Annotated in this window: 17 protein-coding genes and 1 other RNA gene; 11 read left to right on the top strand and 7 right to left on the bottom strand. The window is 41.4% G+C overall.

All coding sequences use genetic code 11. The features are described 5' to 3' along the window. Window positions 1-63: 63 nt before the first annotated feature. On the top strand, window positions 64-1,449 hold the full coding sequence (locus tag ABT996_RS00585) for a L,D-transpeptidase family protein (RefSeq protein WP_035448243.1): 1,386 nt from the start codon (window positions 64-66) through the stop codon (window positions 1,447-1,449). 56 nt (window positions 1,450-1,505) lie between these two features. Here the strand turns inward: ABT996_RS00585 and ABT996_RS00580 are convergent, their stop codons facing one another. From ABT996_RS00580 to mvk, 5 genes are all read right to left on the bottom strand, one after another. Next, complete coding sequence (locus ABT996_RS00580) at window positions 1,506-4,040, bottom strand: M1 family metallopeptidase (protein WP_035448245.1); 2,535 nt, start codon at window positions 4,038-4,040, stop codon at window positions 1,506-1,508. A gap of 110 nt (window positions 4,041-4,150) precedes the next feature. Further along, window positions 4,151-5,173 carry a type 2 isopentenyl-diphosphate Delta-isomerase gene (fni, locus tag ABT996_RS00575; RefSeq protein ID WP_035448247.1) on the bottom strand — a complete coding sequence of 341 codons (1,023 nt, stop codon included), beginning with the start codon at window positions 5,171-5,173 and terminating at the stop codon, window positions 4,151-4,153. A 4-nt stretch (window positions 5,174-5,177) separates the two neighbouring features. Further along, the gene (locus tag ABT996_RS00570) at window positions 5,178-6,257 is read right to left on the bottom strand and encodes a phosphomevalonate kinase (RefSeq protein ID WP_035448249.1); all 1,080 of its coding nucleotides are present in this window, start codon (window positions 6,255-6,257) and stop codon (window positions 5,178-5,180) included. Window positions 6,258-6,261: 4 nt separating this feature from the next. Continuing rightward, on the bottom strand, window positions 6,262-7,254 hold the full coding sequence (gene mvaD, locus ABT996_RS00565) for a diphosphomevalonate decarboxylase (RefSeq protein WP_035448251.1): 993 nt from the start codon (window positions 7,252-7,254) through the stop codon (window positions 6,262-6,264). Window positions 7,255-7,377: 123 nt separating this feature from the next. Further along, window positions 7,378-8,322 carry a mevalonate kinase gene (gene mvk / locus ABT996_RS00560; protein ID WP_035448252.1) on the bottom strand — a complete coding sequence of 315 codons (945 nt, stop codon included), beginning with the start codon at window positions 8,320-8,322 and terminating at the stop codon, window positions 7,378-7,380. A gap of 259 nt (window positions 8,323-8,581) precedes the next feature. On the opposite strand from mvk, the gene ABT996_RS00555 reads away from it, so the two are divergent. The 7 genes from ABT996_RS00555 to ABT996_RS00525 all read left to right on the top strand — a co-directional run bounded on the left by ABT996_RS00555 (window position 8,582) and on the right by ABT996_RS00525 (window position 17,265). After that, window positions 8,582-11,380, top strand: coding sequence for a helicase C-terminal domain-containing protein (locus tag ABT996_RS00555; protein ID WP_035448254.1), 2,799 nt, complete (start codon window positions 8,582-8,584; stop codon window positions 11,378-11,380). Between the two features lie 47 nt (window positions 11,381-11,427). Next, window positions 11,428-11,925, top strand: a complete 498-nt coding sequence (locus tag ABT996_RS00550; RefSeq protein ID WP_035448256.1) for a cell wall elongation regulator TseB-like domain-containing protein — start codon at window positions 11,428-11,430, stop codon at window positions 11,923-11,925. Between the two features lie 17 nt (window positions 11,926-11,942). Beyond that, entirely contained in the window at window positions 11,943-13,130 is a 1,188-nt protein-coding gene (locus ABT996_RS00545; RefSeq protein ID WP_035448258.1) for a pyridoxal phosphate-dependent aminotransferase, read from the top strand. An 18-nt stretch (window positions 13,131-13,148) separates the two neighbouring features. Further along, entirely contained in the window at window positions 13,149-14,450 is a 1,302-nt protein-coding gene (asnS, locus tag ABT996_RS00540) for an asparagine--tRNA ligase (protein ID WP_010689090.1), read from the top strand. 68 nt (window positions 14,451-14,518) lie between these two features. Beyond that, a complete protein-coding gene (locus tag ABT996_RS00535) occupies window positions 14,519-15,238 on the top strand; it encodes a DnaD domain-containing protein (RefSeq protein ID WP_035448259.1) in 720 nt (239 codons plus the stop codon). Further along, complete coding sequence (gene nth, locus ABT996_RS00530; protein ID WP_010689088.1) at window positions 15,228-15,866, top strand: endonuclease III; 639 nt, start codon at window positions 15,228-15,230, stop codon at window positions 15,864-15,866. Before ABT996_RS00535 ends, nth begins: the two co-directional genes overlap by 11 nt. 121 nt (window positions 15,867-15,987) lie before the next feature. After that, window positions 15,988-17,265: a cation:dicarboxylate symporter family transporter gene (locus ABT996_RS00525; protein WP_010689087.1), complete on the top strand. Its 1,278-nt coding sequence runs from the start codon at window positions 15,988-15,990 to the stop codon at window positions 17,263-17,265. A 127-nt stretch (window positions 17,266-17,392) separates the two neighbouring features. On the opposite strand, the gene ABT996_RS00520 is transcribed toward ABT996_RS00525, so the two are convergent. Then, entirely contained in the window at window positions 17,393-19,708 is a 2,316-nt protein-coding gene (locus ABT996_RS00520; RefSeq protein ID WP_035448375.1) for a transglycosylase domain-containing protein, read from the bottom strand. A gap of 210 nt (window positions 19,709-19,918) precedes the next feature. After that, entirely contained in the window at window positions 19,919-20,521 is a 603-nt protein-coding gene (recU, locus tag ABT996_RS00515) for a Holliday junction resolvase RecU (RefSeq protein ID WP_035448261.1), read from the bottom strand. Between the two features lie 133 nt (window positions 20,522-20,654). Between recU and ABT996_RS00510 the strand changes: the two genes are divergently transcribed. The 3 genes from ABT996_RS00510 to rnpB all read left to right on the top strand — a co-directional run bounded on the left by ABT996_RS00510 (window position 20,655) and on the right by rnpB (window position 22,044). Further along, window positions 20,655-21,209: an SLOG family protein gene (locus ABT996_RS00510; protein WP_035448262.1), complete on the top strand. Its 555-nt coding sequence runs from the start codon at window positions 20,655-20,657 to the stop codon at window positions 21,207-21,209. Window positions 21,210-21,309: 100 nt separating this feature from the next. Then, window positions 21,310-21,651, top strand: coding sequence for a cell division regulator GpsB (gene gpsB / locus ABT996_RS00505; protein ID WP_004047746.1), 342 nt, complete (start codon window positions 21,310-21,312; stop codon window positions 21,649-21,651). Window positions 21,652-21,669: 18 nt separating this feature from the next. Continuing rightward, an RNA gene (gene rnpB / locus ABT996_RS00500) (RNase P RNA component class B) lies at window positions 21,670-22,044 on the top strand. Window positions 22,045-22,065 lie beyond the last annotated feature (21 nt).

The following is a 22,065-nucleotide window of genomic DNA, read 5'->3' as shown; positions in this document are numbered from 1 at the left end:
AATAATTGTATTTTTTTGTAAAATGTTGTAACATAATCGTAACAATTCAATTAGAGGTGCGACATGAAATATAAAACCAAAGTTATACTCTGTGTTGGAATTGCAATGTTAGCTCTTATTGGTGGTGGCTATTTCATCTACCAACAGCGGACCCATTTCAATAAAAATATTACGATCAATGGGATCAACGTTGGTGGCTTGAACGCTAAGGAAGCGCAAGAAAAACTAACTGCAGCTAAAGTTGAAAAGAAGGTCTATCTCAACAAGCAATTGCTCTATACAGCAGAGCCGACGGAATCAGAATTTAGCTCAAAAGATCTAGCAAAATTCGAAGCTACCTTGAAAAAACAAGCCACGACTTTACCAAATGACAAAAAGGTCAATTACACTTTGACACCAGCTAAAGTTGATGGTAAAAAGGTGGCTTCGTTAAGATCAAACGTAGAAACCAAACTAAATGAGACAAATCAGTCACGCAAAGCACCAGTTGATGCTTATGCGATCTTAGAAGGCGATAAAGTTAAGATCGTCCAAGAACAAGCGGGAAACAAATACGATGTTTCAGCGATCTTAAAAGAGTTCAGCCAAAAAGAGGGTAATAAAGACATCTATTTAACGGCTAAATACTTAAAACCAGTCAAAGCAGATAGTGCTACTGTTAAACAAGAGGAAAAGAAACTCAAAGAATTGACCGGTAAAAAGATCACCTACACTGTACAAAAAACGGATTATGAATTAACGACTGCAGATATTCTAACTTCGGCCCGCTATCAAGCTGGAAAATATCAGTTCGATACGCAAGCGCTAAAGAATAAGGTGGTCGAGATCAATCAAAAACAGGCGACCTTAAATAAGAGCTTGGCCTTTAAGACAAGTGAAGGAAATGAGATAAGTGTTCCAGCTGGTACTTATGGCTGGGCGATCAGCGCTAATAAAGCGGAAAAGACTTTGACGAAAGCTTTGGAAAATGGTGAAACAAAAGTCGATGCTAAGGGTGATATCTACGGTGAAGGCTATGATACACGCGGAACAGGCTACGATACGACGACTAATGGTGGGATCGGGAACACCTATGTTGAAGTTTCGATCGAAAAACAGCATTTGTGGGCTTATCGTGATGGCCAACAAGTTGCCTCCATCGATGTTGTGACAGGGACTCAAAGTACGCATAATGATACACCTAAGGGAGTTTTTTATGTTATGTATAAACAAACAAAGACGACCTTACGAGGATCAAGAGCTGATGGGTCAGCTTATGCTAGTCCGGTAGAATATTGGGTGCCATTTACTTTAGATGGTTGTGGCTTCCATGATGCCGATTGGCGGAAAAATTGGTCCAACACGGCTTATCTTAAAGAAGGTTCTTTGGGATGTGTCAATATGAAACCAAGTGAAGCAGCTAATGTTTTCAACAATTTAAGTCAAAGTGAACCAGTTGTTATCTATTAAAAAATAAGGCTCTCCATGATGGATCTGCATCGTGGAGAGCCTTATTTATAGTTTATTTATGCTCGTTCTTGATACCAAGCTAATGAGCTGAGGGCTTGCGTCACATTTGCCTGTTGCATTTTAAGTAAGTTTACCCGGGCAAAGATCGCATGTTTAGCTAGCTTGATCTCGCGGGCTAGGCCAGGATCGGCTAATTTAGGTTCAAAGAAAGTGTTGAAATCAGCATAGAGTTCAGGAGAACTGAGGGTTTTGCCGATCACGGTGATATAGGTAGTAAATTCCATATCGCCCCCGACAGTTTCTTCTAACCAAGTCCAATTTTGTTTGAGCCAAGCCCAAGCTAGTTTTTGTCCAACTGGATTAGCTAAGATCTCCCCAAACCAAGCTCTGAGATCTTGGGGCTTGATGACGGCTGGATCCTTGAAATTGGCTAATAATTCGGTCAATTGCGCTACCTTAGGCGAACTAGTCAAAGCTTGTCTGAGATCTACTTTATAGCTGGGATCGACACTTTGCTGGTATTCCTTGAAAAATTCAGTGAAACAAGCATCTGAATTGTGATTTACCAGCATATTTTTAAGTGCGACTCCTCGGATCTTAGCCGGTAGTTTAGCCCAAGCAGTCTTAGTTGGGGGAAAATATAATTGCTCATCTACAACGTGTTTGACTTTAGCGTAAAGTTCAGTCTTTAAAAGAAGTGGTTGCAACAGCTCGTAGTCTAGCTGAGAAAAACTATTCGGCTCTTGGCTAAGACTGGTCTTTAAAATACTTGTAAAGCTGACTACTAAAGTGCACAGATCATCATGCGCAGTAGTGTCAGAGGCAACAAAGAGCTTTAAGAGATCTAATAATTGCAGTAAAGCTCGTGTGACCAACTGGCTATGATCATTTTTGAAGTTAGCCGTTAATTCAAGGACTTGGGGCAATGAGATCATTTGAGCTTGAGCTAATAAGACTAGATCTTGCAGTAAACTAAAGCGAGTGAGTGTATCCGTTTGGGGTGATCTTTTTAAGAGATCGAGTAATAGCTCAGGACTGTAGTCAACGATAAAATGAGCGTTGTTGTTCATATTCAATTGCAAAGCAACTCCATGTTTTTGTCTAAGACTAGTATAGTCTTTGAGGATCAAACGTTTTTGCGTCATTAAAGCCGGCAATTCAGGATAATTACTCATTAAGGGGATCGGCCATAGTTGGTCGGAGGCTACACTCGGATCAGTAAAGAATTGTCGCTGTTCGAGCAAAAGATCATTGCCGATTTTTTTGACACTGACCATGGGATAACCAGGGCAGTTGAGCCAAATAGGCATTATTTTTGGCAGATCGAGCTCTGTTTTTTGTGTTAAAGCTTGCCAAAGCTCGGCTCCAGTGGCGTTACCATAGGCATGGCTGGCAAAATAGTGTTTTAAGCCTAGGCGTAAGGCAGTATCACCGATCAAGGCGCGGACCATGACGAGCATGCGCGCTCCCTTAGCATAAACGATCGCACTATCAAAGAGGGCATCGATCTCGGCTGGGTCTTCGACTGGGGTATAGATGGATTGAACGCCAGCTAAAGCGTCGCGGTTCAAAGCTAGCGGGACTTCAGTACTTTGGAAAGTTTGCCAGATCTGCCAGTTTGGTTCAAGCGCATCGATACAAACATATTCCATCATGTTGGCAAAACTTTCATTTAACCACAGATCATCCCACCATTTCATCGTCACTAGATCACCAAACCATTGATGTGCTAACTCATGTGCGATCACAGTTGCGATCCTTTGTTTGGTCTCTAGAGTCGTATTGTCGGGATCTAGTAAGAGGTAAGCTTCTCGATAAGTAATGATCCCCCAATTTTCCATCGCTCCGGCTGAAAAGTCCGGTAAAGCCACTTGCCAGGCATGTGGGAGCGGATAGGGCGTTTGGTAATAGTCTTCAAAGAAATCAAGGGCACGTTTGGCGATATCTAAAGCAAAATCCAATTCTTTCAACTGGTGCGCTTTAGTTGAAAACACACCTACTTTGATCCCAGAAGCAGTCAGGGCGGTTTTACTTTGGAGTTCGCCTAAAACAAAACAGACAAGATAAGTTGACATTTTAGGGGTCGTTTCAAAATAATGGACGCCAGCAATAACACTTTTTTCCGGCATATTGCTTAAGACTTGTTCGCCTGGCTGTTCATCGAATTTTAAAGCAAGGGCAAAAGTCGCTTTGGCATCAGGTTCATCGACACAGACAAAGGCTTCGCGGGCCGCATCAGTTTCAAATTGGGTCCCGATCAACTGCTTCTTTTGCCCTTCCAGCTCGTAGTAAGAAGGGTAGATTCCCATCATTGTATCAGTCAAATTTGCGGTATATGTAATTTCTAAAGTAACTTCTCCAGTAAAACCAAGTTCTAAGTAAAGAGCATCTTTTGTTTCATCAAGTTTAAAGGTCTGTGGCTGTCCATTGACCAAGACTTCGCTGATCTGGAGCTTTTTTTGGTGAAGCCAAATAGTCTCAGTTAAGGCACGGCCGGTGATGGTCGTTTTGCCCAAGAAATGTTTTTGTTGGCGGTCCAAGTCAAAATAAAGGTCGTAGTGTTGTGGTTTGAATGTTGTTGCAAAATGCATAAGGTCACCTTCTAAATATAAGTTAGTGCAATTATATTCTTTTTTAGCTAAAAATAAAAGTAACTCTCTGAAAATGTAAAAAAACCGCTCCAATTAAGGGAACGGTTTTTTTAAAGTTGTGATCTGAAAGCTAGTAATTCAGCTGATAAAACGTAAGGTGCTTGTTGTAATTCAGTAATGTTTTTACATCCGACTAATAGCATGATCTGCGCCAATTGCTGTTTGAGGTCTTCGATCAATGCGATCAACCCTGAGGTGCCTTCTTTTAAGAAAGTGTGTAAGAATAAGCCTGAGATCCCCACATTATCCGCTCCCAGTGCGATACATTTGGCGATATCTAATGCATTTCTGATCCCACCCGAAGCTGTAAAAGAAAAATCGGCTTTATAAGGTTGAGCTGCTAGTAAGACCTCGGCTGTCGTCAAACCAAGATCGGTCAAAAAGTGATATTCTTTTTGTTTACGGCGCTCATTTTCGATCGCAATAAAATTAGTCCCACCTTTTCCTGAAAGGTCGACATACTTGACGTGACATTGCTTTAGTTTGGCCAAAGCTAGGGGCGAGATCCCACCGCCCACTTCCTTAACGATCACAGGGACGTCCAAATTTTTGGTGACATGTTTTAAGTTTTCTAACCAGTAGAATTGACGGTCACCTTCAGGCATAACTAATTCTTGAGCAGCATTTAAATGCAATTCCAAGGCATCAGCGGAAAGCATGGCGACCGCTTTTTGACAATTTTCTAAGGGATGGTCGGCCCCAAGATTACCGATCACCATGTTTTCTGAGAGTCGAGTCCGTAAAGTTGTAAAACCTTGGGCATATTTAGGTGATTTTAGTCCGACACTTTGTGAACCTGTTGCTATAGCCAGACCGGTCTTATTGGCAACATAAGCTAATTTTTCATTTATTTTATCAGTTTGTGGACTCCCACCAGTCATTGCATTGATAAAGAAAGGGTAAGCCACTTGTTTTCCAGCCAATGTGGTCGTAAGTGTGATCTCATCTAGTCCAAGCTCAGGTAAGGTCGCAGGCAAGAGCCTGATCTGATCTAAACCATTATCAGCCGTGGGGCGGTATTGTTTTTCAGCGATAAATACGTGTTCATCTTTACGGTGTGCGTGAATATCCATTAGCTCAACTCCTTTCTAAAGTAGTGTGGTAAATACTGAAGGGAAGTGGGGTGATCCCAGCTTGTTTCCAAGCATTTAAGAGCTCATTTAGCGGTTGCTCTTTGGCTAAAATAGCGATCCCACAATCACCCCCACCAGCACCTGAAGTTTTAGCTTGGCCCCCAAATTTTTGGGCTAAGGTGATCAGCTGGTGTAATTTAGGGGTCTCGATCGTCACTTGGGAAAAGGTTTCAAGTGAGCGCAATAATTCACGATCCCGCGCAAGTTGGCACATGATCACTTCCAGATCTTGTTGCTTGAAAGCTGCGATCATTTTAGAAACACAGAGTGCACTTTGCTCTAGAAAATGGTCATATTTACGTTGGCGTTCTTCTTTTGAGAGTGCAACTTCATTGATCAGATTTGAAGTTGAAGCAGGTGAACCGGTCCAACCGATCAAAAGCTGCAAGCGTGGTGGTGCCTCGAGGGATTCGATCTGCAATTTAGGCCAAGTAAGTTTTAATAATTCGGTCATAGAGTGGTCTTGCAAACCTTGGAGCAACCATGAGCGATCAAAGGAATGATAGGCGATCCAGCCCCCAAAGCTGCTAGCCGCAATATCACCTAGTGAACCATTTTTTTGAACGAGATAATGAGCACTGGCTGCCAGCTTGAAGATCTCAAGGGGAGTCAGCGCTAAATTATAGTAGGCAGCTACTGCTTTGACCGTAGCAACGGTGACTGCTGCCGAAGAACCGAGGCCATATTTTTTACCATCGGGGCTATCTAGATCACTATCAAGTTGTAAATTGAAGGGCGATAGCTGGCAATTTTGTTCCTTAGCGTAGCGTTCAGTCAGTTCGATTGCTTTGAGGACATAGGCAAATTTCGCGGTCGCTTGGGTCGTTTGCAGTTGATCATTTTCACGTGTCCAATAGATATCTTGACCTAGCAATTGTTTTGAGGACACTAAACCTTGCTTGGCTTGGCTGATCGTGGCATAGACGAATTGATCGACTGCAATCAAAATAGCCGGTTGTCCAGGTTCAACAACGGCATATTCACCAGCAATATAGAGTTTTCCTGGAGCTTTTACAGTAGGCAAAAAATCAATTCCTTTCCGCATTTTCAATTTCTAAGATCCGTGCACCTGGGCCAGCTGAGGCGACTAAAAGCTGTTCCGCTGAGAATTCTTGACTTAATAGATCCATGATAGCTTCAAGATCTTTTCCTTGGCAGATGACCTTGACGTTAGGGCCAGCATCCATTGTGTAGTAACACTCTAGTCCTTGACCACGCAATCGTTCGACAAGTTGCATTGCTTTTAGACTCTCAGCTTCAAAATAGTTGAAATGTGGTGTTGCACTGAGGTTTAAAGCATGCATGCACATGGCATTACCCTCTGCGATCTTACCTAATTGCGTAAAATCTTTTTCCTTGATCGCTTCTTTGAGCGCTGATAGATCTTCTTTTGAACGTTTTACCCAAGCCGAATAGTAAGGCGAAGTATGGACAACAGTCTGCATGCCAGCCCGTGAAGCGATCTTTTTTTGTTTATCATTGACAACGATCGCGATCATCTTTAGATCCCAATCTAAATTTTCCACCAAAGGAACTGCATATGAGGTCTGATCAGAATCGCCTTTTTTCCATTCTACAAAGCCACCATAGATCGAACGACAAGCAGAACCAGAGCCACGGCGGGCCAAACGTGATAAGTCTTTAGAACTAAGATCTAGTCCCAAAGCCTTACTACCAGCTAAAGCTAGGGCCGCATAAGCACTTGCAGAAGAGGCTAGCCCAGCCATAGTAGGGACGTGATTAGTCGATTCGACCCGTGCAAAAAGTTGGCTACTAGCCATTTGCCGAATGATATCCAAAAATTTAGTGATCTTAGTCGTTTCTTGGGCTTGACCGTTGAGTGTGAACTGGTCAGCTGTCAAATCAGGATCGAATTGGACGGTCGTATCGGTGTAAAAATGGTCCAATGTCAAAGAAAGGGAGTTGTTTTGTGGGATGATGAGTTCTTCATCTTCTTTGCCCCAATATTTAACAAGTGCGATATTCGTATGTGCACGAGCAGTTACTTTAGGTGTTTTCATCTGATATTACCTATATAAATGTGTTGGTCTAGTGACCAGAAAGCGATATAGTTTTCCTTTCATAGTGCTACATTGATAACTATATTATGATCAGTCACACATTTTTAACTTTCTAACTGATGATCATTTTTTGAGTGGTTCGATCCAAGCAGCGATTGCGCCATTAGCGAGCAAAAGATCAGAGAGCTGCTTGGCTGAGCGCTGATCTTTGACTAGGCAGATAAAGCAACCACCACGGCCACCACCAGTCAATTTAGCGCCCAAGGCTCCATTTTGCAAAGCTAAGTCGATCAATTTATCCAGCTTTGGCTCACTGACCTCTAATTGCCTTAAATATTCTTGAGCTGCATTGAGCGTTTGTCCCAGACCTAAAACGTCATTTTGGGCTAATTGCTTGCGTGCTTGCCAGCTTAAATCTCCGATCGCTTCGATCTTTTTTTTAGTCGCAGTAGGTGTGGCTTGAAGTTTAGCTTTGACAGTCGCGATCGCTTGCGAAGTCTGACCTTTGATACCACTATCACAGATCACCAAATAAGCATCGAGATCAAGTGGGATCGGGTCGATCGTTTGGTCACGGATCATCCAGATCGGTGTGGCTGAAGAGGTCGTCGCTGCATCTAAGCCGCTTGGATTTTTATGTGTATCTTTTTCAGCCACATCAGCGAGTTTTAAGAGCGTTTGATGATCAAGTTCTAGAGAAAATAGATCATACATAGCGCGAATGATCGCGACTGCAACAGAGGCCGATGAGCCCATTCCGCGTTCGATCGGCAATTGGCTAGTTACCTGAAGCGTAAAGCCGATATCTTTATTTTGTTGAGTCAAGATATACATGACTAAGTGCTTGATCCCCCGCATAAATTCGGGAACATCAGCGATCGGACCCGTATAGTAACTACTTTCTAGTATTTGTTGGTCATCTTGGCGCAAGGTCATCTTAGCATGAGTCTTGAGCGTTTTTAGTGGTAGAGCGATCGCTGGTTGCCCGTATACGACCGCATGCTCACCGATCAAAATGATCTTAGCATGACTCGAACCCTGACCAATCTTTTTTTGTGTGCTAAGCAAAAAGAGCACCCTTTCTATCGTATCTATTCTAAATATTTACAATGAAAAACATTGTAATTTCAAACTAAATTATACCATACCGCTAAATAAGGATGGATAAGTCTCAAACTAGATTATACCTGTTTAGTGTTTGAGCGACAAGTTTAGACCGGTAATTAAGGATAGATCGGTCAAGCTGAGTCGATCACTGGTTATTTATTTTTGAGTAGAGTGTGATAGAATTATTGTCAGAAAGATTATTTAAAGTCGGTGATGATGAATGACTAAATCAAAAACCTATGCAGTAGTCGATCTTGAGATGACGACTCCTGCATTGGATGGAACTGGAAGAATTATCCAATTTAGTTGTACTTTTATTGAAAATGGAAAAATCTCAGATACTTTTAGCACGTTGATCGATCCCCAATGTCCGATCCCACCGGAAGTGCAAAAGCTGACCGGGATCAAGAACAGTGATGTTCGCAAAGCACCATTATTTAGTGATGTAGCGGATACGATCTATGCGTTGCTACAGGACACAGTCTTTGTAGCGCATAATATTATGCAAGATTACCGCTTTTTAAATGCAGAGTTTGAGCGTGCGGGCTATCCTGAACTTGAATTAAAGGGGATCGATACGGTGCAGTTGGCCCAGATCTTATTGCCGACACAGCCTTCATATCGGTTAGTCGATCTCGGTAACTATCTTGGGATCAAGCACGAGCGCCCACACCAAGCGGATAGTGATACTTATGTTACCGCAGAGTTGTTTTTACTCTTGCAGAAACGTTTAGAATTATTACCACTTAGTGTTTTACAAACTTTATGTAACTTGAGTGGTGCGTTGCTTTATGATACAGCAGAGTGTTTTAAAGAAGCATATGCGGAGCAAAGTAAAAAAGCGCAGCTACTAGCTAAAAAGTGGATGCAGATCGAAGACTTAGTTATTCTGAGGCCAAATTTTAAGACCAAGGATAATATAGCTTTGACATTTCCTAAGACTAAAGAAGAACAAAAACAACTCTTTTCAGGAAGTATCGAGTGGCGAGATGAACAAGTCAAAATGATGTCTACGATCGCTGATTTCTTTGATGATCCAGACGAACGGCGCTTGTTACTTGAAGCCCCAACTGGGATGGGAAAGACTTTAGGGTATTTAGTCCCGGCTGCGTACACTTCGACCCAAGATAAACGGATCGTGATCAGTACGGCAACGACGGCACTTCAGGCTCAATTGGCAGAAGAGATCGACTTGACCTTGAAAAATCTCTTTCCATTTGATCTTGATGTCGTTGTTTTAAAGGGTAATCGTCATTATATCGATCTAGATAAGTTTTGGCGTTCATTAAAACAACCATATAATAAAAATTCGCGTTTGTTACAGATGCGTTTGATCGTTTGGCTATTACAGACTAAGACCGGGGACCTAGATGAGCTTAGATTGACGACACGCCAAGATCCTTTATTTGCTAATATCGAGCATACTGGTTTGGATAGTTTAGAGCCCACAAGTCCCTTTTATCGAGTCGACTATCTGCGTCTAAACGAGATCGCAAAAGAAAACGCCTCGTTTATCATTACCAATCATGCCTATCTGTTGACTCATGCCGCTGATTTTAAGGGCAATGACTTGGAATTGATCGTCGATGAAGCGCAAAATCTTCCGACTGCAGTGGCCAAAAGTGTGCAGCAAGTTTTGGATTTTGATGAGGTCAAGATCCTCTGTGATAGCATGTTGGTCAAAATGGAGTCGCAGATCTCATTTTCCTTTGAACAATTGATCGAACAAAGTCTATTGACTAAAAAGCAATATCGCGCTCTTTTAAAAGATCTCCAAGTATTGGATCACGATATGTGGGATCTGCGGGCGGCCTTTATTCGTAGATTCTTAAGATTCCGACAAAATGGGATCACCGAGCAGCCATTAAGTGAAAAGAAGTTCTTGGGATTTTTAAAGGAACATTATGGTGTGATCAATAAGATAACTCGCGCCTATGACGGATTTTTACAGCAATTTGCCTGGCTCCAAAAAGTATTTTTCAAAGCAAGTCGTTTAGAGCAGATCGATCAAACAGCAACGCTATACTTGTTGGATTTCTTTAGATTAGCTTCGCAATTGGTGACTGCTTTTGAGCCTTGGCAAAAATTAGCCTTTACCGATCTTGAAGCTAATCAGACTAAACAATTGATCTGGTTGAGTTTAGCTGAACAAGAGACTGCACATTTACGCTTGCACTTCAGCTACTTAGATGGAGCTGATTTCTTACAAAGTAAAGTGTATCCGAAGTTTGAACACGTATTGTTTTTAGGTGCAGGCTTATTTACCAAACAAACCCACGCCTATACGTTAAAACAGTTAGACCTACCTAAAGATACGCGTTTGTTGAGCTATCAAGGTAATTTTGACTATCAAAAGCAAACTTTAGCCCTGATCGCAAAGGATGCGCCGACTGTTGGTGCGACGGACAACGAGGAATATGCGAAGTATCTAGCCAAGACACTTTATGATCTGACTGCTAAAAATCACTGTCAGACGATGATCTTGTTCAATTCATTAGATGAACTCGAACGAACTTATGAATATCTAGCCGTCTTAGGTCTTACCAAGGAAAGAGAAGTTTTGGCTCAAGGAGTCAATGGCAGTCCTGAAAAGTTGAAGAAGCGTTTTATCTTGAATCAAAATCAGACGGCGATCTTACTTGCAACGGGGACATTCTTCGAAGGGATCGATCTCCCCGAAAAATTATTAGAGCTCTTGGTGATCGTACGTTTACCATTTCAAGCACCAAATACCTTATTTAACCAAGTTCGGTATGAGCGTGCTCGACAAGTAGGCGAAGATCCGTTTACGACCTTAGCGTTGCCTGAAGCTGTTTTACGGCTAAAACAGGGCTTTGGCCGCTTGATCCGGACTCCAAATGATCGTGGAGCATTTGTCTTATTAGACCCACGGATCTTGACCAAGCACTATGGTCAGGAATTTAAGCAGGTCTTTCCGGCTAAATTAGAATTACATCCAGTTTTGACAGCTGAGATCCCGAAATTAGTTACTGATTTTTTACATGACAAACAGCGCTAACTTGGTATAATTGAGATAAACAGTTTTTTGACTAGAGGAAGGAATTTATGAAGCGGACAACGAGGATCAAAAAGAAAACAAAGTATCGTTTGTGGTATCTCGGAGTTTTGGCTGTCTTAGTATTAGTGCTAGTTATTTTCAATTTGGCACTTTCGCCTATGAGAAATGCCAGAAAGCAGGCAACGCAATTAGCACAACAATACGCTGGCTTAAAAGAAGAGACGGCCTTTTATCACTACAATCGGAACCATACTTATTACACGGTCGCAGGAACTAATGACAAAAAACAAAAAATTTATGCCATCGTTGCACAAAATGGTAAGAAGATCAATGTTTACCAGCAAAATGAAGGGATCTCTGAAGCAAATGCTAAAAAGATCGCGCAGCAAACTGGAAACGTGAAAAAGATCACCCATACTGCTTTAGGGATGCATAAAAACAAACCGGTCTGGGAAGTAAGTTATCTTAATTCTTACGGTAATCTTTGTTATGATCTACTTGATTTTAAAACAGGAAAAGTTGTTAAAACGATCCAAAATATTTAATAAAGGGGCCAATCAAGATGGAATTATCAAAAAGAGTACAAAATGTTTCACCCTCAGCAACTTTAGCCTTGTCAGCTAAGGCAAAGCAATTAAAGGCAGACGGCTATGATGTCAAAAATTTGACTGCTGGCGAGCCTAACTTCAATACGCCAGAGCATATTAAAGAAGCAGCGATCCAAGCGATCAGAGCAGGAAAATCAGATTTTTATACTGCTGCTTTGGGTATCGTGGAATTGCGCAAGGCGATCGCTAAGGCAACTAATGCTGAATATCACACTGATTATACATTTGAAAATGTTGCTGTTACAGTAGGGGGGAAATTCTCTTTATATGCAGTTGCCCAAACGATCCTTGATCCGGGCGATGAAGTCTTGATCCCTTTGCCATATTGGGTCAGCTATAGCGAACAAGTCAAATTGGCTGAAGGAAAACCAGTCTTTGTATTGCCTGAGACTGGAAAATTAAAGGTAACGGTAGCCGATCTTGAAGCTAAACGAACAGAAAAGACGCGGGCCGTGATCATCAACTCGCCGCAAAACCCTTCTGGTGTCATTTACACTAGAGCTGAGCTAGAAGCGATCGGAAATTGGGCCGTAAAAAATAATATCTGGCTAATTGCTGATGACATGTATAATAAGTTAGTTTATAATGGAAACAGCTTTGTTTCTTTAGTTGAACTTTCAGAAGCAATCAAGCAGCAAACGATATTGATCAACGGTTTTTCTAAGACATACTCGATGACCGGATGGCGTGTTGGTTATACCTTGGCGAATAAAGAATTGATCGCTAAATTAGGGACTGTAGTCGGACATGCGACTGGCAATCTTTCGGCAGTCAGCCAATATGCAGCTTTAGCAGCTTTACAACAAGACCAATCTTGCGTTGAGAAGATGCGTCAAGAGTATGAAACGCGGTTAAATGAGATCTATCCTTTAGTGGAGAAGATCCCCGGTTTTGAGTTGACAGCTAAGCCAGAAGGGGCCTTTTATCTATTCCCTAACATTCAAAAGGCTTTAAAAGCAACTGGTTTTAGTGACGCGCCAAGTTTTGCCGATGCTTTATTGAGCGAGACCTTTGTTGCGGTAGTTCCAGGGGAAGCCTTTGGCATGCCGGGCCATATTCGCCTGAGTTATGCAACTTCACTGGAAGATCTGCGTGAGGCGATCGTGCGGATAGAGAAATTTGTTGAAAAATATAGTAAATAAAATAGGAGGAAAAATTTAGTGGAAACTATCAGTATTATTAACGCTAAAGACTATGTCGACCAAAAAGTAAGAATCGGAGTTTGGTTGACTAATAAGCGCTCCAGCGGTAAAATCGCCTTTTTACAGCTGCGCGACGGAACAGCTTATTTTCAAGGAGTCGTAGTTAAGAATAATGTTTCTGAAGATGTATTCAAGCTTGCCAAAGAAGTAAGACAAGAAGCAAGTATGTACGTCACAGGTACGATCCATGAAGATACACGCTCACACTTTGGCTATGAGATCGAAATTGAAGATATTGAACTGGTAGGTCAAAGTGAAGACTATCCGATCACTCCTAAAGAACACGGGACAGATTTCTTGATGGATCATCGTCATCTTTGGTTGCGCTCGAAGCGTCAATTTGCGATCATGAAGATCAGAAACGAAATGATCCGTGCAACTTATGAATTCTTCAACAAGGAAGGTTTCATCAAGTTAGATTCACCGATCTTGACCGGTAGTGCTCCTGAAGGCACAACAGAATTGTTCCATACTGAATATTTTGAAAAAGATGCTTATCTTTCACAATCAGGTCAGCTTTATGCTGAAGCTGGAGCAATGGCTTATGGTAAAGTCTTTACTTTCGGGCCAACATTTAGAGCGGAAAAATCCAAGACACGTCGTCATTTGATCGAATTTTGGATGATCGAACCAGAAATGGCATTTATGCATCAAGAAGAGAGCTTAGAGATCCAAGAACGCTATATTGCTTACTTGGTTGAAAAAGTACTTGAAAATTGTGACTACGAACTTGATATTTTGGGTCGAGATAAGGAAGTCCTCAAGCGCTATACGCAATTACCTTACCCACGCATTTCCTATGATGATGCGATCAAATTATTGCAAGAATCAGGTAAATTCCCAGATGTAAAATGGGGCGAAGATTTCGGTTCGCCAGAAGAAACTTATTTGGCAGAACACTTCAACAAGCCTGTGTTTGTGTTGAACTACCCTAAAGCGATCAAACCATTCTACATGAAGCCACATCCAACTAGAGAAGATCTCGTTGTGTGTGCTGACTTATTAGCGCCAGAAGGTTATGGTGAGATCATCGGCGGTTCTGAACGTGCAACAGATACTGAATATCTAGCAAAACAAATTGAAGATGCAGGTTTAAATAAAGCTGATTATGAATGGTACTTAGATCTACGTCGCTACGGTAGTGTACCACACTCTGGCTTTGGACTTGGTTTGGAACGTGCGGTAACTTGGATCACAGGTGAAGACCATATCCGGGAAGCTATTCCATTCCCACGTTTATTAAACCGGATCTACCCATAATAGTTGGTGAGCTGCGGGACATGACAGAGCGTTGTGTCCTGTTTTTTTACTTAAAAAGGAAGATCGAGATGGATAAAATACTACAAAAATATTTAGCTGCTGGGCAAATGACAGTATCCAATCTATTGTTAAATAATTATCGTCAGTTAGGACTAGATGAAGCTGAGTTTATCTTGATGTTGCAGATCATGAGTCGAACGCAGCAGGGAAAAGCGATCGATCTAACTGAACTTTCACAAAGCATGCAGCTTGATACGAGTAAGCTGGGAAATTTATTGCGTAATTTGATCGAAAAAAAATTTCTTAGATTAACAACAGCCACAGATGCGGCGGGACGTAAGTATGACAAATATGATTTTACGCTGCTTTACGAGAAATTATTTGCTTTAGAACAAAATGAAGTAACGGCTGAACTGACACAAACTGAAACGACCAGTAAGCAAGAAGTTTATAAAAATATCGAGGTCGAATTTGGGCGTCTCTTGACTCCGATGGAACTGCAAACGATCGATAGTTGGCTCAATACAGAGAATTATGCACCTGAATTGATCGTTTTGGCTTTACGTGAGGCCGTTTTAAATCAGGTCTACAGCTTGAAGTATATTGATAAGATCTTATTGAGCTGGGAAAAGCAAAATATCAAAACTAGTGCTGATGTGCAACGGTTACGCCAAAAGCGGCGGCAAGAATTGGCGCAAAAAGAACGTCCTACAGTGCCTAAGCAAAATAAAGCTAAGCCAAGTATTCCAATGTATGATTGGTCAGGAGGGATCGATGATGCTCAATAGTGAAGAAACGACACGTGCGATCGAAGTTATGGGGGAAATGTTTCCCAATGCCACAACATCGTTGACTAAGACAGATCCGTATCACTTTATGCTTTCGGTGATATTGAGTGCCCAAACTACTGACAAAGCAGTTAATTTAGTTACACCGGCTTTATTTGAACGTTATAAAACTCCGGTGGACTTAGCTAATGCGAGTCAAGCAGAAGTTGAGAGTTATATCAAAACGATCGGTCTATATCGCAACAAGGCGCGCTTTTTGATCAAATGCTCACAGGAACTAGTTGAACGCTTTAATGGGGTCGTCCCTAAGACTAGAAAAGAACTGATGAGCTTAAGTGGGGTCGGCCGCAAAACAGCAGATGTAGTTTTAGCCGAATGTTTTGGGATCCCAGCATTTGCGGTCGATACGCATGTCAGCCGCGTTGCTAAACGGTTAGGGATGGTCCCAGCTGATAGTGATGTTTTAACGATCGAAAAGATCCTAATGCAAAAAGTCCCACAAGATCTATGGATCAAAGGGCATCATCGGATGATATTTTGGGGTCGCTACCAATGTATGGCCCGAAATCCGAAGTGTAGTTCTTGTCCCCTATTAGATATTTGTCCAGAAGGCCGCTCAAGAGTGTAAAAACCGAACATAATTAGTGATAAAGATATGGTTTTAATAAAAAAACAAACAACATAATGAATTTTTATAAAAAATATGGTAAATTATTAACTGGCATAAAAATTCTATGGAGATGGTGAATTTGAAAAAGTTAAAAGTATATCGTTTGTCACTTGGGTGGCAGATCATCTTAGGCCTTTTGATCGGGATCGGTTTAGGAGTCATATTTACAGATGATAAAGGATTTATCAAATTTGCAAATGGACTCGGATCGACTTTTATCAATATGATCTCGATGATCGTTTTACCGATCGTCTTTTCGAGTTTAGTTGTTGGGATCGCTAATATGGGCGATATCAAAAAGTTAGGGCGGATCGGACTAAAAACTTTGATCTATTTTGAAGTATTATCAACGATCGCCTTTATCGTTGGGATGTTAGTTTCTAATCTTTCAAAGATCGGCTATATGCTCGATCTAAGTAAATTATCGCAAGTTGATATCTCGACATATGTGAAGACCGCTAAACAAGCTTCACATAGTGGATTAGGGTCGATCTTGATGTCGATCGTACCATCTAATTTCTTTGATGCCTTAGCGACGGGGCAAATGTTACCTGTGATCTTCTTTTCCTGTTTATTTGGCTTAGGGATCGCAGCAATTGGTGAAAAAGGCAAGATCTTATTACAATTTTTCCAAGCTGTAGCAGAAGTGATGTTTAAGATCACTGGTTGGATCATGCATTTTGCTCCATTTGGGGTCGCTGGTCTGATCGGGGCTACCGTAGCTCAATTGGGTCTTGAATCCTTGAAACCATTGGGATTATTTATCGTAATGTCCTATGTAACGATGATCTTCTTTATTTTAGTAGTTTTAGGGATCACTTCACGGATCTTTGGTTTTAGGATCATGGACCAATTGCGAGTTGTCAAAGATGAGCTGGTCTTAGCATTTACAACGGCTAGTTCAGAAGTAACATTACCGCGCTTGATGGAAAAAACGCAAAAATTGGGTGTTGACCAAGCGATCAGTTCGTTTGTTATTCCGACCGGTTATACCTTTAACTTGGACGGATCGGCGATCTATCAATCATTAGCAGCTATCTTTTTAGCCCAAGCTTATCACATTGATCTTTCATTGAGTCAACAATTGACGTTATTATTAGTTTTAATGATCACTTCTAAAGGGATGGCAGGCGTTCCTGGGGCATCATTTGTTGTCTTACTAGCAACAGTCTCAACGATCGGGGTTCCAGTTTCTGGGTTGGCTTTGATCGCCGGGATCGACCGTTTAGTTGATATGGGTCGGACAGTTGTCAATGTTGCGGGGAATGTTACTGCAACATTGATCATTGGTAAATCCGAAAATGAATTTGATCAAGCAAAACATGATGAATATGTAGCATCTTTTAAACAAAAATAAGCCTAAAAAATCGGTATCTGCGAAATAGATACCGATTTTTTAGTGTGCATTTTTGTGTAAAAAAACACTTCCCACATTTCTGTAGGAAGTGTTGTACGGATCATTTCTTAAGTTGACGACCCGCTTTTTATTGTGGTGGATTCCCACCGTCTGTTGTTCGAGGCTCAGTAGATGAGCTAGGTTCAGCGGGTGGGGTAGAATTTGTTGAACTTGAATTATCGTCGGCCGGTTGAGAAGATTGACTTGACGATTGACTCTCAGAGCTACTTGAGCTTGAAGAAGATTCTGATGAACTTTCTGAGCTAGATGAACTTTCCGAACTGGAAGAAGATTCAGACGATGAACTCGAAGTTTCTGAAGAACTTGAGCGACTGGAACTTGAACTGTCAGAAAGTTCTGAGCTTGGAGCAGCAGAACCAGCTAAATAAAGTTCACGAACACCATTGATATAGCGAACATAGACGTTGCTTGGTTTGCGCCAATCGGTGTTAGTCTTACCTTGTGACATGTAGGTCATGATGCTCTTATAGAAAAGCGATGCTAAAGCAACTGAATTGTTATCCAAGTAATTACCGGCTTCGTATTGGTGGTCATAGCCGACCCAAACGGAGACAGAGTAGTGTTTAGTATAACCGTTGAACCAAGAATCCATTACAGCATTATCAGGGAATTTAGCCGAGATATCAGATGGATAGGCGTTGGTCCCAGTCTTACCGGCTTGATATAGACCGCTGATATTAGCTCGTGTACCCGTTCCTTCAGGTGAAGTAATAACGCCCTTGAGCATATCAGTGATCATATAAGCAGTTGATGACTGCATGACTTGTTTACCAGAGCTTGAAAATTCTTTACGTTCGCCATCACCAGTCACGATCTCTTTGATATATTGTGGTTGGTAATACGTCCCACCATTAGCAAAGGCTGCATAGGCAGCAGCATTTTGTAAGGTCGAAGAAGGTAACCCGATACCGTTTTGATATTCTAAGGTCTTATCGTAATCAAAGCCCATTTGTGAAATAAAGTTTTGAGCTTTCGTGATCCCCACTGCGGCTAAAGCCCGGATCGCAGGGACGTTACGTGATTCGATCAAAGCTTGGCGCATCGTCATCAAACCTTTATATTGGTGGTCAAAATCGTATAGCTGGATATTTGTTCCAGGATAAACATAGCGGTTATCTTTGATCGGATGATACGTAGCCCAATCGAGATATTCGATCGCAGGTGCGTAATCCATCAAAGGTTTAGCCGTAGAACCATTCGTCCGATCAGTTTGAACTGCCCGGTTGAGTCCAAAGGTGACATCGCCAGTCTTACGTCCCCCGAGCATTGCGACCACGTTACCATTATCAGGGTCGATCACGGTCGAAGCGACTTGGATATTGTCATCTGGGAAGTTCAAATATTCATCGCTATTTGCGATCTCATAGAGACGCTTTTGGATCGTCATGTCTAAATTAGTATAGATCTGTAAGCTGTCTTTATAAGGATCGTAGCCTTTTTTCTTAGCTTCTTCGATAACTTGTTTGACATATGGATCAGCGATCTTTTCAGTTGAGGTCACAGTCTTTGAAGTGCTTTTCTCTACTAGACCAGTGGTGATACTTTCTTGTTTAGCTTCGTTAGCTTGAGCTTGGGTGATCTTTTTGTTAGCGACCATCGCATTTAAAACATCATTCCGCCGCTTTTTAGCAAATTCTGGATTGGTATAAGGATTATAAGAGGATGGGGCATTGGGGATCCCGGCGATCAAAGCTGTTTGAGCTAAGTCTAATTTATCCAATGTTTTACCAAAATAGTATTTAGCCGCGGTCTGCATCCCGTAACAGCCATCACCCATGAAGACCTTATTGACATAGAAAGTCAAGATCTGATCTTTGCTGTATTGGCGGTCCATATTGATCGCTAGCCAAGCTTCTTGGGCTTTACGCTTGATCGTTTGGTCGGAGCGTTTAGTTGAGAAGTAGGAGAGCTTGATCAATTGTTGATCTAATGTACTCCCACCTTGTAGACCAGCTGACCCCGATGCGTTAGACATTGCAGCTGAGACGATCCGCCATGGGTCGACCCCATGATGTTTATAGAAACGACGGTCTTCGATCGAGATGACCGCATCTTTTAATTGTTGTGGGATGTCTTTTTCTGCAACATAAGTCCGATTTTCAGTCCCTAAAGACATGATCTTTTTGCCATTTGAATCATAAATGACCGTTGAACCAGCACTTTCTAGCTGTTGCTCGCTTAATTTAGGAGCACTGCTTGCGTAGACAAAAAAGATGGTGACCCCGACCACTAGAGCAGCTACTAAAGCGGCTGCTAGGGATAATAAGATCTTGAGCCACATTGGTTTTTTGCCAGCGCGTGAAGCTTTTTTCTTACCGCTACGCTTTAAACGGCCATTTTTTTTCGGACCATTTGTGCGCGAGTATTTAGGATTTTTATCCATAACGATACTGCTACTATATAAATGTGGAATCATAAAATATATGATCAGAAAGAATATAGCGTTCCTTTCTTAATTTTAGGTACTACAATTATAGTGATAAAGTGTAGTTTAGGCAAATTGCCTGACTGGATTGTTGTAAGTATCAGTCACACATTTTTAACTTTCTAACTGATATAGTTAACCGTATTTATCCACTAGGGAAACATTGAACTACTTTTCAAGTAGTAGGTCAACGTATTTTAGATATGGGATGCGTGGTTGGAGTGCATAATCGATCTCAAAGCCATCGCGTTCGATCACTGCTTTAGGGATCGATTTGCGCCCAGTCGCTTGGGCATCCCAATAATCAAATAAAATATCGGCTGGCATCAAAAACACCTGGTCAGTTGTGACGAATTTAACGATCGTAAAGCAGATACCAGCCTGATCTTGACAAGCTTTCATGTGTTTTATCTGGTGAGCATGAAAGTTACTGAGCGGAAAAGAGGTCTTATTTTTAGTCTCTTTTGCTTCAAAATCAAGATAATGGCCACGATAGACACCGTTGTAATCAGTAGTAGAAGCCTGTTTGAAATAAGCTTTTTTGATCACTGCGGCACTACGTTTGGGATAATAAACATCAACGATCTGGATCGGTGTCGGCTTTTTGTGAATGACCGCGATCCCAGCTGAAAGATAGTATTTATTGCTTTCGTTTATTTCATCTTCTAACGACATTCCGCGCTTTCCATAAATAGTATTGTTGGCGCGGCTTTTTTTACTCGCACTATTTTTAGTAGTGAACAAGCCGCCGTTTGGATAGTGGATTGCCATAGATAAATATCACGCTCCTATCCGGTTAATTATAACAAATTTAAACAGTTATTGGCAAAAAGTTGGGTAAAATTTAAAGCAAATAATTTGTGGTATCATAAGATAAAGAAAATATTTTGGCGAGGTGAAACACGTGCGTTTATGGGTAAGTGGCTATCGAAGTTATGAATTGGGGGTCTTTAAACTAGATGACCCTAAGATCGAAGTATTAAAGTATTATTTACGTAAAATTTTTATGCAAAATGCTGATCTAGGGCTTGAATGGATCATTTCTGGGGGACAGTTGGGGATCGAACAGTGGGCATTAGAAGAAGCAGTTTCTTTTACACAAGAATATGTCGGGATCAAGACAGCACTGATGTATCCCTATACAGAATTTTCCAAAAATTGGCAGGAAGATAAACAGATACATCTAGCACAGTTAGAACAACAAGTTGATTTTTGTGCAAGTGTCAGTAAACGGCCATATAGTTCGCCAGTGCAGTTGAAAAATTATCAGCAATTTATGTTAGAACATACGGATAAAGCAGTCTTGATCTATGACCAAGAGCTTCCCGGGAAGCCAAAATTTGACTACGAAGCGATCAAACGTTATCAGCAAGCACATGCTTATGAGCTTGAAGTGATCGATATGTATCAGCTTCAAGATGAGGCAGAACAGTATTTGGAACAAAAGAATGACCGTTAAAAAATATACAAAAATTTATATTTACAAGTACCAAACGATTATGCTATAATAAGGGACGTTATGAGTTAAGTTCCTAATATGTAAATGAGGTGCAGTTTCGATGGAAAATGTAAATCTTACGCCTAAGGACATCGTAAATAAGAATTTTTCACGCGGTCTACGCGGTTATGACTCGAATGAAGTCGATGAATTTTTGGATCAAGTTATCCAAGATTATGAAGCATACGCTAAAGAAAATCAACGTCTTCAAATGGAAAATGATCGTTTAGTAAGCAAAGTCGATGAATTGACGAAGCAAGTTGCGGTCGGTTCTTCGGGTCAAACCGCTCGTCCAACGACGAATATGACTAATATGGATGTTTTAAAGCGGTTGTCTAACTTAGAGCGACATGTTTTTGGTGCTCAACTTAATGATGATGACGATCGTAGTAATCGTTTTTAAATAAGTAAATAATGTGTAGTCTTCTGGTAATCGCGGTCTATTTTATATAGGCTGAGGAAAGTCCAAGCTTGCACAGGCTGCGATGCCTGTAGTGATCGTGCTTGCTGAAAAAATAAGGCAAGGTACCATTTTGATGGTAACGGCAGATAAAAGGGCTAAAGTCATTTGACCATGTCCGAGTAGTCTTGAAAAGTGCCACAGTGACGAAGCAATAGTGGAAACATTATTGGTGGAACGCGGTAAACCCCACGAGCAGGTAACCCAAACTTTGGTAGGGGCGCTTCATGACGGAAATGAACTAATCATGGGGGCGAGTTATCTAACTCGGAGATAGATGATTACCACCGATTTTAGCTCCTGGGCTAAATGACGTACAGAACGTGGCTTATAGAGGACTACATATTCAGGAAATGA

Source organism: Ligilactobacillus sp. RTP31139st1_D10_RTP31139_211217, from assembly GCF_040226755.1.
In the GTDB taxonomy this organism is placed as follows: domain Bacteria; phylum Bacillota; class Bacilli; order Lactobacillales; family Lactobacillaceae; genus Ligilactobacillus; species Ligilactobacillus animalis.
The sequence above is the reverse complement of the archived record's forward strand: the minus strand, read 5'-3'. Positions and strand labels throughout refer to the sequence as shown.

Excerpts from the sequence above, each read along its gene's own strand:
- ABT996_RS00550 (WP_035448256.1), top strand. The coding sequence starts at position 11,428 with ATGAAGCGGACAACGAGGATCAAAAAGAAAACAAAGTATCGTTTGTGG.
- ABT996_RS00555 (WP_035448254.1), top strand. The coding sequence starts at position 8,582 with ATGACTAAATCAAAAACCTATGCAGTAGTCGATCTTGAGATGACGACT.
- ABT996_RS00535 (WP_035448259.1), top strand. The coding sequence starts at position 14,519 with ATGGATAAAATACTACAAAAATATTTAGCTGCTGGGCAAATGACAGTA.
- fni (WP_035448247.1), bottom strand. The coding sequence starts at position 5,173 with ATGGATATTCACGCACACCGTAAAGATGAACACGTATTTATCGCTGAA.
- ABT996_RS00585 (WP_035448243.1), top strand. The coding sequence starts at position 64 with ATGAAATATAAAACCAAAGTTATACTCTGTGTTGGAATTGCAATGTTA.
- ABT996_RS00580 (WP_035448245.1), bottom strand. The coding sequence starts at position 4,040 with ATGCATTTTGCAACAACATTCAAACCACAACACTACGACCTTTATTTT.
- ABT996_RS00520 (WP_035448375.1), bottom strand. The coding sequence starts at position 19,708 with ATGGATAAAAATCCTAAATACTCGCGCACAAATGGTCCGAAAAAAAAT.
- ABT996_RS00545 (WP_035448258.1), top strand. The coding sequence starts at position 11,943 with ATGGAATTATCAAAAAGAGTACAAAATGTTTCACCCTCAGCAACTTTA.
- recU (WP_035448261.1), bottom strand. The coding sequence starts at position 20,521 with ATGGCAATCCACTATCCAAACGGCGGCTTGTTCACTACTAAAAATAGT.
- nth (WP_010689088.1), top strand. The coding sequence starts at position 15,228 with ATGCTCAATAGTGAAGAAACGACACGTGCGATCGAAGTTATGGGGGAA.
- gpsB (WP_004047746.1), top strand. The coding sequence starts at position 21,310 with ATGGAAAATGTAAATCTTACGCCTAAGGACATCGTAAATAAGAATTTT.
- mvaD (WP_035448251.1), bottom strand. The coding sequence starts at position 7,254 with ATGAAAACACCTAAAGTAACTGCTCGTGCACATACGAATATCGCACTT.